At 68.5% G+C, this 12,724-nt stretch carries 14 protein-coding genes; 5 read left to right on the top strand and 9 right to left on the bottom strand.

The window, feature by feature from the left end; all coding sequences use genetic code 11:
* Positions 1-2 precede the first annotated feature (2 nt).
* Positions 3-1,499, top strand: coding sequence for a tripartite tricarboxylate transporter permease (locus tag ACFXJL_RS23165; protein WP_329016555.1), 1,497 nt, complete (start codon positions 3-5; stop codon positions 1,497-1,499).
* A complete protein-coding gene (locus ACFXJL_RS23160) occupies positions 1,496-1,945 on the top strand; it encodes a GNAT family N-acetyltransferase (protein ID WP_384637487.1) in 450 nt (149 codons plus the stop codon). The genes ACFXJL_RS23165 and ACFXJL_RS23160 overlap by 4 nt, the downstream gene beginning before the upstream one ends.
* On the opposite strand, the gene ACFXJL_RS23155 is transcribed toward ACFXJL_RS23160, so the two are convergent.
* Both ACFXJL_RS23155 and ACFXJL_RS23150 read right to left on the bottom strand, forming a co-directional pair.
* Positions 1,921-2,436, bottom strand: coding sequence for a DUF402 domain-containing protein (locus ACFXJL_RS23155; protein WP_384637484.1), 516 nt, complete (start codon positions 2,434-2,436; stop codon positions 1,921-1,923). The two genes, ACFXJL_RS23160 and ACFXJL_RS23155, sit on opposite strands and share 25 nt — an antisense overlap.
* Positions 2,417-2,575: a hypothetical protein gene (locus ACFXJL_RS23150; RefSeq protein WP_384695245.1), complete on the bottom strand. Its 159-nt coding sequence runs from the start codon at positions 2,573-2,575 to the stop codon at positions 2,417-2,419. Before ACFXJL_RS23150 ends, ACFXJL_RS23155 begins: the two co-directional genes overlap by 20 nt.
* 83 nt (positions 2,576-2,658) lie before the next feature.
* Here ACFXJL_RS23150 and ACFXJL_RS23145 point away from each other — a divergent pair, with 83 nt between their 5' ends.
* A complete protein-coding gene (locus ACFXJL_RS23145; RefSeq protein ID WP_329016545.1) occupies positions 2,659-3,033 on the top strand; it encodes a GntR family transcriptional regulator in 375 nt (124 codons plus the stop codon).
* A gap of 120 nt (positions 3,034-3,153) precedes the next feature.
* On the opposite strand, the gene ACFXJL_RS23140 is transcribed toward ACFXJL_RS23145, so the two are convergent.
* The 6 genes from ACFXJL_RS23140 to ACFXJL_RS23115 all read right to left on the bottom strand — a co-directional run bounded on the left by ACFXJL_RS23140 (position 3,154) and on the right by ACFXJL_RS23115 (position 9,206).
* On the bottom strand, positions 3,154-4,242 hold the full coding sequence (locus tag ACFXJL_RS23140) for a hypothetical protein (protein ID WP_384695242.1): 1,089 nt from the start codon (positions 4,240-4,242) through the stop codon (positions 3,154-3,156).
* A 154-nt stretch (positions 4,243-4,396) separates the two neighbouring features.
* On the bottom strand, positions 4,397-5,524 hold the full coding sequence (locus ACFXJL_RS23135; protein ID WP_358878291.1) for a DUF5925 domain-containing protein: 1,128 nt from the start codon (positions 5,522-5,524) through the stop codon (positions 4,397-4,399).
* A 93-nt stretch (positions 5,525-5,617) separates the two neighbouring features.
* Entirely contained in the window at positions 5,618-6,421 is an 804-nt protein-coding gene (locus ACFXJL_RS23130; protein ID WP_358878290.1) for a polysaccharide deacetylase family protein, read from the bottom strand.
* Positions 6,418-7,482, bottom strand: coding sequence for a glycosyltransferase family 2 protein (locus ACFXJL_RS23125; RefSeq protein ID WP_384695239.1), 1,065 nt, complete (start codon positions 7,480-7,482; stop codon positions 6,418-6,420). Before ACFXJL_RS23125 ends, ACFXJL_RS23130 begins: the two co-directional genes overlap by 4 nt.
* Positions 7,479-8,324 carry a glycosyltransferase family 2 protein gene (locus ACFXJL_RS23120; protein ID WP_329016533.1) on the bottom strand — a complete coding sequence of 282 codons (846 nt, stop codon included), beginning with the start codon at positions 8,322-8,324 and terminating at the stop codon, positions 7,479-7,481. The genes ACFXJL_RS23125 and ACFXJL_RS23120 overlap by 4 nt, the downstream gene beginning before the upstream one ends.
* A gap of 408 nt (positions 8,325-8,732) precedes the next feature.
* Entirely contained in the window at positions 8,733-9,206 is a 474-nt protein-coding gene (locus ACFXJL_RS23115; protein WP_384637468.1) for a hypothetical protein, read from the bottom strand.
* Positions 9,207-9,365: 159 nt separating this feature from the next.
* On the opposite strand from ACFXJL_RS23115, the gene ACFXJL_RS23110 reads away from it, so the two are divergent.
* The gene (locus ACFXJL_RS23110; protein ID WP_358878287.1) at positions 9,366-10,175 is read left to right on the top strand and encodes an SGNH/GDSL hydrolase family protein; all 810 of its coding nucleotides are present in this window, start codon (positions 9,366-9,368) and stop codon (positions 10,173-10,175) included.
* On the opposite strand, the gene ACFXJL_RS23105 is transcribed toward ACFXJL_RS23110, so the two are convergent.
* Complete coding sequence (locus tag ACFXJL_RS23105) at positions 10,159-11,853, bottom strand: protein kinase (RefSeq protein WP_384695234.1); 1,695 nt, start codon at positions 11,851-11,853, stop codon at positions 10,159-10,161. The genes ACFXJL_RS23110 and ACFXJL_RS23105 overlap by 17 nt on opposite strands.
* 531 nt (positions 11,854-12,384) lie before the next feature.
* On the opposite strand from ACFXJL_RS23105, the gene ACFXJL_RS23100 reads away from it, so the two are divergent.
* Positions 12,385-12,651: a hypothetical protein gene (locus ACFXJL_RS23100; RefSeq protein ID WP_358878285.1), complete on the top strand. Its 267-nt coding sequence runs from the start codon at positions 12,385-12,387 to the stop codon at positions 12,649-12,651.
* Positions 12,652-12,724 lie beyond the last annotated feature (73 nt).

Genomic DNA, 12,724 nt, shown 5'->3' with positions numbered 1-12,724 from the left:
CGATGGACTCTCTCAATTCACTGATCGACGGCTTCGGCACAGCGCTGACGCCGATCAACCTGATGTGGGCGGTGATCGGTGTCCTCCTGGGCACGGCGATCGGCGTGCTGCCCGGCATCGGCCCCGCGATGGCGGTGGCACTGCTCCTCCCGGTGACCTACGGCCTTGAGCCCACCGGTGCGTTCATCATGTTCGCCGGTATCTACTACGGCGCGATGTTCGGTGGCTCCACCACCTCGATCCTGTTGAACACCCCGGGTGAGAGCGCGGCGGTGGTCGCGGCCATCGAAGGCAATCCGATGGCGAAATCGGGCCGCGGCTCCCAGGCGCTCGCCGCCGCCGCCGTCGGTCACTTCGCCGGTGGTCTGATCGGCACCATCCTGCTGGTCGCCCTCGCCCCGACCATTGCCGACATGGCCGTGGACATCGGTGCTCCGGACTACTTCGCCATCATGGTGCTCGCCTTCATCGCGGTCACCTCGGTGCTCGGCTCCTCCCGCATCCGCGGTCTGGCCTCGCTGCTGATCGGTCTGACGATCGGACTCATCGGCCTGGACCAGATGACCGGTCAGCAGCGTCTGACCTTCGGCTCGCTCCAACTCGCCGACGGTGTGGACGTCGTCATCGTCGCCGTCGGACTCTTCGCCATCGGCGAGGCGCTGTGGGTCGCGGCGCACCTGCGCCGCGGTGCTGCGCAGCCGATCCCGGTCGGTCGCCCCTGGCTCGACAAGTCCGACGTCAAGCGCACCTGGAAGCCCTGGCTGCGCGGCCCGTTCATCGGATTCCCCTTCGGCGCGATCCCGGCGGGCGGTGCGGAGATCCCCACCTTCCTGTCCTACGTCACGGAGAAGCGGCTCTCGAAGAACAAGGACGAGTTCGGCAGGGGCGCCATCGAGGGCGTCGCCGGTCCCGAGTCGGCTGCCTCGGCCTCCGCCGCGGGAACGCTCGTCTCCATGCTGACCCTCGGTCTGCCGACCACGGCGGTCGCGGCCGTCATGCTCGCCGCCTTCCAGCAGTACGGCATCCAGCCCGGACCGCTGCTGTTCGAGCGCGAGCCCGACCTGGTGTGGGGTCTCATCGCCTCGCTCTTCGTCGGCATGGTGCTGCTGCTCGCGCTCAACCTGCCGCTCGCCCCCGTGTGGGCGAAGCTGCTGCGGATTCCGCGTCCGTACCTGTACGCCGGCATCCTCTTCTTCGCCGGAGTCGGTGCGTACGCCGTCGGTGGCGAGGCGATCGACCTGGTCATCCTGCTGATCATCGGTCTGATCGGTTTCGGTATGCGCCGCTACGGGCTGCCGGTCCTGCCGGCCGTCATCGGTGTGATCCTCGGCCCGGCCGCCGAGCAGCAGTTGCGCCGTGCGCTCCAGCTGAGCGACGGCAGCGTCTCCGGACTGGTCAACACGCCGTTCTCGGTGGTCGTCTACATCATCATCGCGATCCTGCTGGCCTGGCCCTTGATCAAGAAGCAGTACCAAGCTCGACGTAACGTATCTGCATGATCGAGAGCATTCGCCCCGCCATCGCCGCCGATGTGACCGTGGTGAAGGCCGTGACCGACGCGGCCTACTACCCCTACATCGAACGCATCGGAGTCGTTCCCGCCCCCATGGAGGCGGACCACGCGGCCGATGTGGCGGCGGGGCGAGTGTTCGTCGTGGGAAACCCGGTACAGGGAGTGATCGTCCTGCTCCCCCAGGACGATCACCTCCTCCTGGAATCGGTCGCGGTGCACCCCGAGGCCCGTGGGAAGGGCCTGGGGCGCGCTCTGTTGGGCTTCGCCGAGAGCAGGGCCCGGGAGTTGGGGCTCCCGGAGATCCGGCTCTACACGAACGCCCTGATGACCGAGAACCAGGCGCTCTATCCGCGCTACGGATACGAGCTGGAAGGGCGCCGGGTGGATGGGCCCTACGATCGCCTGCACTACCGCAAGCGGCTCCCCTCGTAGGTCAGCAATCCACCCAGCGCCCCGACGAGCGCCGTACGTTCCAACGCATTCAGCGCCCCGATGGCTGCCTCGGCAGCCTCGGGGTCGCGTTGTGCCAGGCCGCTGGCGGCGAACTCGTCCTCGTCCAGCCTCAGCACCGCGGAACCGTCGGCCGACACCCAGAGGTCGAGCTCCAGGTCCTCCACCAGAAGCTCGCCGCCGTCGAACAGGGCCGGCCTGGTGATGTCGCAGTACCAGCCCTTCAGCCGCCCCTCGCCCGTTCGGACCTCCTTCACCGAGTACCAGCGATCCCGCCAGTAGTGCTCGGTGAACACATCGCCCGGCTCGAAGCGCACGAACCCGAAGTCGCGGACGCCCTCGCCCGCCCACGGCGCCCGGACCACCAGCTGCACACCGTCGTCGGCGAGCAGCACTGCCGGATACCGGATCTTGGTGGTCCCCGCCTTCACCAGTCGTACGGCGACGGTCTGCTCACCCGAGGGTGTGGGCACGACGAACCTCCTTCGCACGGGCCTCGTAGCCGAGCTGGCCGGTGGAATCGCCGAACGGGCAGCTCACGTCGCTCGGCTCGCCCGTTGAACTCCCGGCGAGGGCCTCGCCGCGGTGGAACGCATCGATGGTCACTGTCATGTGCCGTCACGCTACGGGCGCGCGTTCCGTGTCGCCTCTCCATTTCCTCCGTGCGGACCCACCGGGTGGGAGAGAATCACCCGGTGACCTTGAAGATCGACATCGATACCGGTTCGGGCATCGCCCCCTTCGAACAACTCCGCTCCCGCATCGCCGAGCAGGCGCGTACCGGAGCCCTCCCGGTGGGCTACCGACTGCCGACCGTGCGGGGGTTCGCCGAGGAGCTCGGCCTGGCCGCCAACACCGTCGCCAAGGCGTACCGCGCGTTGGAGGCGGACGGAGTGATCGAGACCCGGGGCCGCAACGGCACATTCATCGCGTCGGCGGCGGACGCGGCGGCCCGTGAACTGGCGACGGCGGCGCAAGGGTTCGCCGACCGGGCCCGACGGCTCGGGGTCACCCGCGATGCGGCACGCTCGGCGGCCGAGGACGCCCTACGGGCCGTCTACGGCGACTGAGCCCCAACCGCCGGTGCGTTGACCGGTGGTGCGTTGACCGGTGGTGCGCGGGCCGCTCGGATCGTCGGGCCGCTCGCCTCCCGTCGATTCCTCCCGCTCGGCGCACCCGTCCTGAGCGGCTCAGTAGCCGTCAGCCGCGAGCCGGCTCGCCTCCTGCCATGACATCAACTCCCGCACCCCCAAGAAGTACGGGGCCGCTTCCGCCGGGGTCAGCACCGCTTCGAGTTCCAGCCGGGCCGACACCCGGGGGAGGAAACGTACGGTCGCGTAGTCATGACGGAAGACCGGCGCGTCCAGGACCAGTTGCCGCACTCCGTCGACGACGGGTATCCGGCTCGGTGTGGTCGCGCTCCAGATCCAACGGCCGGACGGTTCGGCGAAGTTGAACGATTCGAGCCGATGGGGCGGCTGCTGCCGACCTGGGTCGAAGGGCGCATCGGTGCTCAGGGCGACGGCCTCCGCACCGGGGGCGTCCCCCGGCAGCTGCCCGCCGCCGATGAGCACCGCCGCCAACAACGTCTGCAACTGGTAGTTGTCGGCGATGCCGCTCATGCGCAACCGAAAGCCCTGCCCGGAGGCGCGGTCGAGGACCAACAGTGGTTCCTCGTCGAGGAGCAGCAGGGCCTTCTGCACGCACTGGAGATCACCGATCTCCGGCTCCAGCCGTTCGGTGAGCGCCACCAACTCGTCACGGTTGCCCAGCGAGCGGCGCACCGCGGGGTCGGCGAGCACGGCGACCGCCGCGCTCTCCCACTTCGCCACGGTGAGCCAACCGAAGTAGGGCGCGTGCCAGACGTCCGCGTAGTCGTCGCCGAACGCCTTCTGCTGCGCGGGGCTGGGCAGCCCGGTCGGGTCCGGCGGTTCCTCGTCCTCGCCATGCGTCTCGCCCCACAACCGGGCGAACTCGATCCCCTGCTCCAGGCTCTCCCGCAGTCCCTCCAGCAGGGGAGGGGCACAGACACCCGCATCGGCGTCCCACTCGACGAGGGCGCCCACCAGGACCGCGTACACGGCGGCGTGCCAGGGCGGCATCTCGGGCAGATGCCGGGCCAACCGGGGGCCTATCTCGGCGGACCGGTCGGCCAGTGCCTCCTTCGGCGCGGAGGCCAGTGCACCGTAAGCGGTCTGTAGTTTGGGCAGATCCCGCTGCGCGATCGCTGCGTCCACGGCTGCGACGGCGGCGTCAACCGCACTGCCAGATGTAGTCATTGGCGGATTTTATGCGATATGGCTGATCTTGCTCGTAGACGGGTACGCGATAGCCGGGCGGTTCACAGCCGCCCGGTACCCCCGCTAGCCCCAACCGCACAGGACAGCACCGGGGAGCGCCTTCCCCCGGGCGCTGATACCCGGGAGAAGACGATCACAGATAGAGACCCGCGTCCGAGCCGGTGGGCTGCTCGGGGATCGAGGCCGGTCCGCTTCCCCTGCGCAGGGCGAACAACTCGGCCAGGGTCGAACCCTCGCGCCCCACACCGTCCTCGGTGCCGAGCCACTCCACCGACTCAGTGCGCGTCAGCGCACCGATCTCGATGCGGGCCAGACACCGGCCCGGCCGGACCACGGCGGGATGCAGACGCTCCAGATCCTCGTTGGTGGTCACGCCCACCAGGACGTTGCGCCCCTGCCCCAGCAGTCCGTCGGTGAGATTGAGCAGTCGCGAGAGTGCCTGACCCGCGGTGTGCTTGGCCTCACCGCGGATCAACTCGTCGCAGTCCTCCAGGAGCAGCAGCCGCCAACGGCTCTTGGCCGTGCCCTCGTCCTCGCCGATCGCGATGTCCATCAGATAGCCGACGTCAGTGAACAGCCGCTCCGGATCGAGTACGCAGTCCACCTGGCACCAGTCCCGCCAGGAGCGGGCGAGCGTCCGCAGTACCGATGTCTTGCCCGTGCCGGGCGGGCCGTGGAGGAGGAGCAGCCGACCCGAGATGTCCTCGGGGGTGACCTTCATCAGTCGGTCCATGGCATCCGCGACGGGGGCGGTGTAGTTGGGCCGCACCTCGTCCCAGGTACCGGCCGAGATCTGTCGTGTCGTGCGGTAGGGGCCGCGCCGCGGGGACACGTACCAGAACCCCATCGTCACATCGTCCGGCTGCGGCTCGGGCTCGTCCGCCGCGTCCTGCACGGCGTCCTTGACGATCTTCTCGGCGAGCTCCGCGTCGACGGCCGTCACGGTGACGTCGGCGCCACGGTTCCAGTGGGAGATGAGCAGGGTGTAGCCGTCGCCCTCGGCGAGTACGGCGCTTCGGTCGTCGTCACGCGAGGAGCGGAGCACCCGTGCACCGGGCGGCAGCATGTTGAACCCGGGCTTGACCCGGTCGATCTGATGACTGTGGCAGTAGGGCTGCTCGCCGTTGGCGAAGCGGCCGAGGAAGAGTGCGTCGATGACATCCGTTGCGGAGTCGCTGTCGTCGATGTTGAGCCGGATCGGCAGTGCGTCGTGGGGAGGTACGGCTGACATGCGCTCCATCTGAGGTCGTACGGCTGACATGCGCCCCATGATCCGGCACGGATCCCGATCCCGCACGGAGTTTTGTCCGGTGGCGCGGCTCCCGACCTGGGCGCCGCGCCACCGGACTTCGCGTCAGCGTCCGCCGCCCCGCAGCAGGGTCGCGGCCCTCCGGGTACGACGCACCATGGCGTACGCCTTGGTGAGGACACGGTCCTTGGCGAAGTTGCGGCCGATCGCGCGGCCCTCGATGAGCCGCTCGAACTCCTCGATGTCCGTCGAGCGCCGAACGGTGACCCGTTCGATGGCGTACGGCCCCTGCACCGGCCGGGCGAGCGCGTTCCCGACGGCGAAGGACTGCGCGAACCCCGCCGTCTTCACCATCTCGCGCACCCGCCTGCTGGAGTACCCGAAGGGGTACGCGAACGAGGTCGGCGCGGCCCCCAGCTCATCGGCGATGATGTCGCGGCAGCGGACGGTCTCGTACCGCAGTGCTTCGTCCCCGAGCTGATCCATCTGGGGATGGCTGTGGGTGTGGCCACCGATCTCCATGCCCGCTGCGGCCAGTTCCCGCACCTGGTCCCAGTCGAGCATGGTGTCGATCGCGCCCCCCTCGTCATGGGCTCCGCGCAGCCAACCGGTCGACACGAACAGGGTCGAGGCGAAACCGTGCTTGGCCAGAACGGGGAGCGAGTACCGGTGCACACCCTCGTAGCCGTCGTCGAAGGTGATCAACACCGGCCGTGCGGGCAGCGCGCGAGCACCGCCGGATCGCCAGCACTCACCCAACTCCGCCGTGGTGATCGGGGTGAAACCGTGCTCGTCGAGCGCCGCCATCTGCTCGGCGAACGCCTCCGGGGTCACGGACAGTCCCAGGGTCGCCTTCGCCGGCTGAGGGGCCACCGCGTGGTACATCAGGATGGGAACGGGCCCGCTCATCGGCTCTCACCACCGGCCGGAGCGGTCGCGGCGGGCGCCGAACCGGTCGCTGCCAGCGGAGTGATCGGCTCGGACTTGAAGGTCACCGACCCCTTGCGGGCCCGGGCCGTGCCCACCACATAGCCGCCCGCGGTGGTCACGAGCCCCACGACGATGGCACCGGCGCGCCCCGCCCCGCCCTTGCGACCGCGCAGGGCGTCGCCCATCCCGCGTGCCACACCCGCCGGCAGTACCCGGGTGGTGTAGCTCCGCTCGGAGGACAGCCCGTCGCCCGCTCCCACGCTCTGCGAGACGAGGGCCTTGGAGAGGCCCTCCGCGTAGCAACGGGTGCGGAAGTAGGCGAACCGCTCACGGGCGGCCGGGACCTTGTGGTGGATCACCGCGCGGTCGTCGATGAGGAGCACGGCGTCCGGGAGCGCGTTGCCCATGCGGATGCAGAGCTCCGTCTCCTCGCAGCCGAGGGGGCGCTTGTCCCCGTCCCGGCCGATGCCGGTGGCGAAGCCACCGGACGCGTCGAACGCGGTACGGCGGAAGGAGGCGTTGCCCCCGAGGACGTTGCGCACCTGCACCTTGCCGGGTGCCATCCCGCGGTAGGAGGCGCCCACCACCCAGTCGAACTCCTCCGGGAACCAGGCCGGGCGCCGCCCTGACGCCCAGGCGGGCGCGGTACGGCCACCGACCGCGACCACCTTCTCGTCGTCGAAGCCCTCGGAGAAGTAGCGCAACCAGTCGGGCTCGGCCACCGCGTCATCGTCGAGGAAGGCGACGAAGTCGCCGCGGGATGCGGCGATACCGGTGTTGCGGCCGGCTGAGAGGCCGCGGGGGCCCGCGTTGGCGAGCACCCGCACCTCCTCACCGCGTGCCACATCGGAGCCGTCGGCCCCGTACTCCCGGTACTCCTCGGCCAGCCGGTCGAGGAGAACGGGGTTGTGATCGACCACCAGAAGTGTTTCCAGGGCCGGATGTGACTGATTCCGCACCGATGCGACGGCCGCGAGGATGTCGTCCCAGCGGTCCTCGGTATAGGCGCAGATCACCACCGAGAAACGGCGGTCGCTCAAGACGTCTCTCCCCGGGCGATGCGCACGTCCACACCTGCTCCACCGCGTCGGGCACCGCCGCGGCGTACGCCCTTCTCCTTGAGGATCACCTTGAGCACTCTGATCCCGTCGCGCACGGCGCTGAGGTTGGACACACCGTGGATGCGGTTGTACTCGTGGCTGGGGACCTCTTGCACCCGCAGTCCGGCCTTGACGACCCGGATGTTCATCAGGGTCTCGATCTCGAAGCCGGTGCAGTCGAGGGTGATGTCGTCGAGGCAGTGCTTCCAGAACGCGTTGTATCCGTAGCAGAGGTCGGTGTAGCGCGCGCCGAACTTGGCGTTGACCACGGAGCACAGGGCCCAGTTGCCGAGCTTGCGGATGAACGTCATGTCGTCGGTGCCACCGCCGTTGGCGAAGCGGGAGCCCTTGGCGAAGTCGGCGCCGGAGACGAGTGCTGAGACATAGGACACAATCTCATCGCCGTGGGCGGAGCCATCGGCGTCGACCATCACGATGATGTCGCCCGTGCAGGCGGCGAAGCCGCTGATCAGAGCGTCGCCCTTGCCCTTGCCGGACTGCTTGACAACCTTGACGTCGGGCCACAGCTCCCGCGCGACCTCGACGGTGTTGTCAGTGGAGTTCCCGTCGACCAGGACGACTTCGTGAATCCAGTCGGGCAGCGTCTTGAACACATAGGGAAGGTTCTCCGCCTCATTCATGGCAGGAATCACAACGCTCACGGGCGGAGTGATGGCCAGATGGGAGGAGATGGGTCGGTAGGCACCTTCTATTCGACTGGATTCCACCGAAGCGATCGACGGATCTTGCCCCGGAGCGGCCGGGTGCAGGACAGAACTCATGGGTTTGTTTTCCCTCTCCACCGGTGGACCGCCCGCCCCCGGGCGATCCGGATGAGTGTCCGGTTTGAAAGGGGGGTTACTTCATCACCTGGCCATGGCGGAGCTACCCTCCGACCTGGCCTGGGTGAGCTACTGAACTGGCCGCACGGTGTTACGGCTCGGTACGAGCACGAAAACCGAGCACGGCACCCCCCTACCGCGCCCCGCAGCGGGATCATCGCGACGCTTGAGCCCTCCCCTTGAGCCGCTTAGCTGATGAACCGTTGCGGGTTGTACGACGGTATTGATGTTTAGGACTGTATGGCAAGTCCCGGATCGTGGTTGTGCTTTTTACATTCTTGGTACCTATTCAACGGCCAGGTCGGGGATCGTACTGACCGCTTCACCTTGATCTTTTCCCGGAATCGATCACTTGGAGCGTTCGGTTCCGGATGATCTTGCAGCGCCTTGCGAACCGTTTCCTCGGAAGCTCCTCCCGAAGGAAGGAACGGTTACCCCGGAGAGTAACCGGAGTCCGCCGGTCCGGCGTCCGGCCGACCAAAGAAAGAGTAGTGCGGTGATCGCCGCGACCATGGCGATGCCGCCACTCGCCATGGGGATGCCGAGAGATGACACCGTGCCGGCCACGGCCAGATCAATTCCGGCCGAACCTGTCGCGGCCGTTGCGGCGCGCGTCACCCGGTCGAGCCCGGGCAGTACGGCGTAGAGCCCACAGGCCGGTCCGGTGAACAGGAAGAAGATCACGAACGGCGCACGGAGCGGTGACTGGGCATCGGTGAGGGCCAGCGCGACCCCTACGCCCGAGACGGCGAAGGCCACACCCGCGAGGACCGGAGGCAGATCCGTCCCGACCGCTGACGGTCTGTCTCTGCTGCTCTGCATGGCCGACTTTGCTCCCAGGGCCCGAATGCCAGTTCCCCATGCTGCTCAGGGTGGGGACTTCAGTCAAGCTGGCCCGTGCATGTTTGGCATGGACATTTCGAGTGAAGTATGCGGTCTGCGCCGAAAGTTCAGGCAGCGGACCTGCTAAACGGAGATGTCATGAAACTCTCTCGCATCGCGGCTCTTTCCTCCTCCCTCGTCCTCACCACCGCACTCGCCCTCACCGGAGCGAACACCGCACAGGCCGCCGAAAGCGCGGCTGCCCTTGACTACGTAGCACTGGGCGACTCTTACTCATCGGGAGTCGGAGCGGGTAGCTACGACAGCGCCAGCGGCGCCTGTAAGCGCAGCGCCAAGGCATACCCCCGGCTCTGGGCAGCCGCGCATTCACCCTCGTCCTTCTCCTTCACCGCTTGCTCAGGCGCTCTTACGAGTGATGTCACGGCCAACCAACTCGCTCCCCTGAACGCTTCGACCGACCTCGTCTCCATCTCGGTCGGCGGCAACGACGCCGGCTTCGCGGACACCATGACCACCTGCGTCCTCCAGTCCGAGGCGAGCTGTGTGAACAAGGTGAACCAGGCCCGCGCCTACATCGACAACACCCTGCCGGCGAGACTGAACAGTGTGTACTCCGCCATCCGCGCCAAGGCCCCGTCCGCACGGGTGGTCGTCCTCGGCTATCCCCGCTTCTACAAGCTCAACGGCAGCTGTGTCATCGGCCTCAGCGAGGGGGAGCGGGCCGCGATCAACGGAGCTGCGGACCATCTGAACACCGCCATCGCCAAGCGCGCGGCCGACCACGGCTATGCCTTCGGCGACGTGGTCCCCGCCTTCACCGGGCACGAGATCTGCTCCGGTGCCTCCTGGCTGCACTCGGTCAACCTGCTCAACCTCACCGACTCCTACCACCCGACGGCCGCCGGTCAGTCCGGCGGCTACCTGCCGGTCCTCAACGCCAACGACTGACGCCGACGACGGCACCGACCGCACCGGCCGTGACGCCCGAGGTGCCGGAGGGGGAGGAGGCTCCACCCGCCGGGGTCTCGGGCGCGCAGTCGACCGAGAATGAGACCCACGCCGAACGGACCTGCACCGGTTGCCGAACCTCCACCCGGATCCGGTCGCGATGCATCTCCCGAGGTCGGTGCGTCACCTCGGTATGGTCGAGCAACCGTTCCCGAGGACCGTCCGCCACGAAGCGCAGTGACTGCCAACCGGGGGCCGACGTCCGTCCGCGCCGGGTCATCCAGCGGTACTCCACGACCGTCGGCGCACGATCGACTGCGACCGCGGCCCGGAAGGCGGGAGCCTGGTCGGGCGCGGGCGCACAGGGGCCGGCGTAGTCGTCCCGGACTGCCCACACGGCCACTTCGACGCGCTGAGGCCGTGGCGATCCGGCTGAGGCCGATGAGCTGCCGGCTCCGCTGCTTTGTGGAGAGGGAGCATCGGTCGCAGGGGTCGTCACCGTCGAAGGAGTACGACTCGGCTTCTGCACACCACCCCCGGGTGTCGAAGTTCCACTCGTGGTGGCCGCCGGCTGTACGGGCCGCTCGTCGTCGGTGGCAGCACGTTCGCGGGCGTCGTCGATCAGCGCCCACACCAGTACGGCGACCACGAGCAGCAGCAGCGCGATGCCGGCGGCCAGCACCGCAACCGCACGGCGGGGCTGGCCGCCGTCGGCTGCCGGTGCTCCTGCCGTTGTGTTGGAGACGGTCGACGGGAGCGCGCTCGCACCCGTACCGGCGCCTGCCGTGTCCGCCCTCGAAGCGCGGCTCGCATCAGGTGTGCCACCCGCGGAGCCTGGCAACGCTCCGCCGGGGCGACCCGTACCGCCGGCGGCCACCACGCGCAGGAGGCGGTGCGCCGCGGCGGCCGTGAGTCGCTCGTCCGGGTTCTTGCGCAACAGCCCCGCGATCACGGGGGCGAGTTCTCCCGCGAGGTGCGGTGCCGACGGTTCCTCGTCCACGACCGCTCGTAAGGTGTTCAGCGCGTCATCACGGTGAAAGGGCGCAACGCCCTGGACCGCTGTGTAGAGGAGTACGCCGAGGGACCACAGGTCCGCCGCGGGGCCGGGGGCGCGGCCCTGAGCCCGTTCGGGGGCGAGGTACTCGGGCGAGCCGATCAGCTCGCCGGTCATCGTCAACGCGGAGGTGCCAGCCACCTCGGCAATGCCGAAGTCGGTGAGCACCACCCGGCCGTCGTTGGCGATGAGCACATTGCCCGGTTTGACATCACGGTGGAGGACGCCCGCTTCGTGCGCGGCGTTGAGGGCGGTCAGGACATCCGCCCCGATCTGCGCCGCCCGCTGCGGAGCCAGCGGACCGTCCGACTCCAGCACGTCGGAGAGGGCGAGGCCGCGGACGAGTTCCATCACGATCCAGGGCCGACCCCCATCGGTGACCACGTCGTAGACGGTGACCACGCCACGGTGGGAGATTCGCCCCGCGGCCCACGCCTCCCGCTCCAGGCGTTGGTAGAGCCGACGCTCATCGGCGAGCGAGAGACCGACCGGGGATCGCACTTCCTTGACCGCGACCTCGCGGGCGAGCACCTCGTCCCGGGCGCGCCACACCACTCCCATTCCGCCCTCGCCCAACGGGCCGAGCAGTCGGTAGCGCCCTGCGATCAGCTGGTTCTCGGGCATGCGAGCCCCCATCCGTTAAGGCGCGGCACAGCACGACATCCACAGCAAGGCAACTCATGGAATCTCGGTGGAAACCCTTCCAAGTTAGCTCAACCAACCGCTTTTGCAGCCCTCTTGAGCGTGACCTGGCTTCACGGTTGCGGTGAACGGCCAGCACGAGGGTGAAGGTGTGATTCCTGTGTTCTCTGGTGTGAGTGTGGTCACTCCTTCGAGGGGACGCCGATGAGTCGGGGTGCTCGGGAGTGCGCTCCCGCGGGGAGGGGAAGGCATGGGGATGGACTCGATGTCGTATGACGGAACCGACCGGAAGCGGACTGAAGGGGCGAAGTGATCGACGGGCACGGGAGCGGGAGGCGGGCGGGCCGGCCGTGTCGAGCTGTCCAACTCGCCCTGGAATCGAATGGATTCGGAGAGTGATCGTCAACTCGCGTACAGCAGTGGTGAATCCTCAGGACGGGATACACGGGTGTCCCGGCGGGGCGATAGGGTTAACCTGCCCGGGCCGGGTGCGTCGTACGGGTGGGGAGTGACATGGAACAGATAGCAATGCGAAGCAGGCCGCGCGTGCCTGCGATCACCTGCGGGAGTAGCGCGACGAGCTCGCGTCTCGACCGACATCTCTCGGTGCTCGGCGGTCCCGCCTTGCCACAGCGGGAGACGGTCGAGGCCACCTCACTGATGCGCGAGTTGACCTCGCGCGATGTGGCGCACGACCGTGCTGCCAGCAAGAGCGGGCGTGTGTCGCTCTTCGCGCCGCTGCGAAGGCTGCGCCGCACTCTCTTCGGTAGCCGCCGCTGACTCCTGGGCCTCCGCTCGGCCATGGCGCCCCCCGGGGCGCGCACCACATGTCACGTGTCACCGCCTGTGCGGC

Source organism: Streptomyces sp. NPDC059256, assembly GCF_042753785.1.
GTDB lineage: Bacteria > Actinomycetota > Actinomycetes > Streptomycetales > Streptomycetaceae > Streptomyces.
This window is presented reverse-complemented; position numbering and strand designations above follow the sequence as displayed.

Coding starts and splice junctions, on each gene's coding strand:
- ACFXJL_RS23165 (WP_329016555.1), top strand. CDS start 3: ATGGACTCTCTCAATTCACTGATCGACGGCTTCGGCACAGCGCTGACG.
- ACFXJL_RS23160 (WP_384637487.1), top strand. CDS start 1,496: ATGATCGAGAGCATTCGCCCCGCCATCGCCGCCGATGTGACCGTGGTG.
- ACFXJL_RS23150 (WP_384695245.1), bottom strand. CDS start 2,575: ATGACAGTGACCATCGATGCGTTCCACCGCGGCGAGGCCCTCGCCGGG.
- ACFXJL_RS23140 (WP_384695242.1), bottom strand. CDS start 4,242: ATGACTACATCTGGCAGTGCGGTTGACGCCGCCGTCGCAGCCGTGGAC.
- ACFXJL_RS23135 (WP_358878291.1), bottom strand. CDS start 5,524: ATGTCAGCCGTACGACCTCAGATGGAGCGCATGTCAGCCGTACCTCCC.
- ACFXJL_RS23130 (WP_358878290.1), bottom strand. CDS start 6,421: ATGAGCGGGCCCGTTCCCATCCTGATGTACCACGCGGTGGCCCCTCAG.
- ACFXJL_RS23120 (WP_329016533.1), bottom strand. CDS start 8,324: ATGAGTTCTGTCCTGCACCCGGCCGCTCCGGGGCAAGATCCGTCGATC.
- ACFXJL_RS23115 (WP_384637468.1), bottom strand. CDS start 9,206: ATGCAGAGCAGCAGAGACAGACCGTCAGCGGTCGGGACGGATCTGCCT.
- ACFXJL_RS23110 (WP_358878287.1), top strand. CDS start 9,366: ATGAAACTCTCTCGCATCGCGGCTCTTTCCTCCTCCCTCGTCCTCACC.
- ACFXJL_RS23105 (WP_384695234.1), bottom strand. CDS start 11,853: ATGCCCGAGAACCAGCTGATCGCAGGGCGCTACCGACTGCTCGGCCCG.
- ACFXJL_RS23100 (WP_358878285.1), top strand. CDS start 12,385: ATGGAACAGATAGCAATGCGAAGCAGGCCGCGCGTGCCTGCGATCACC.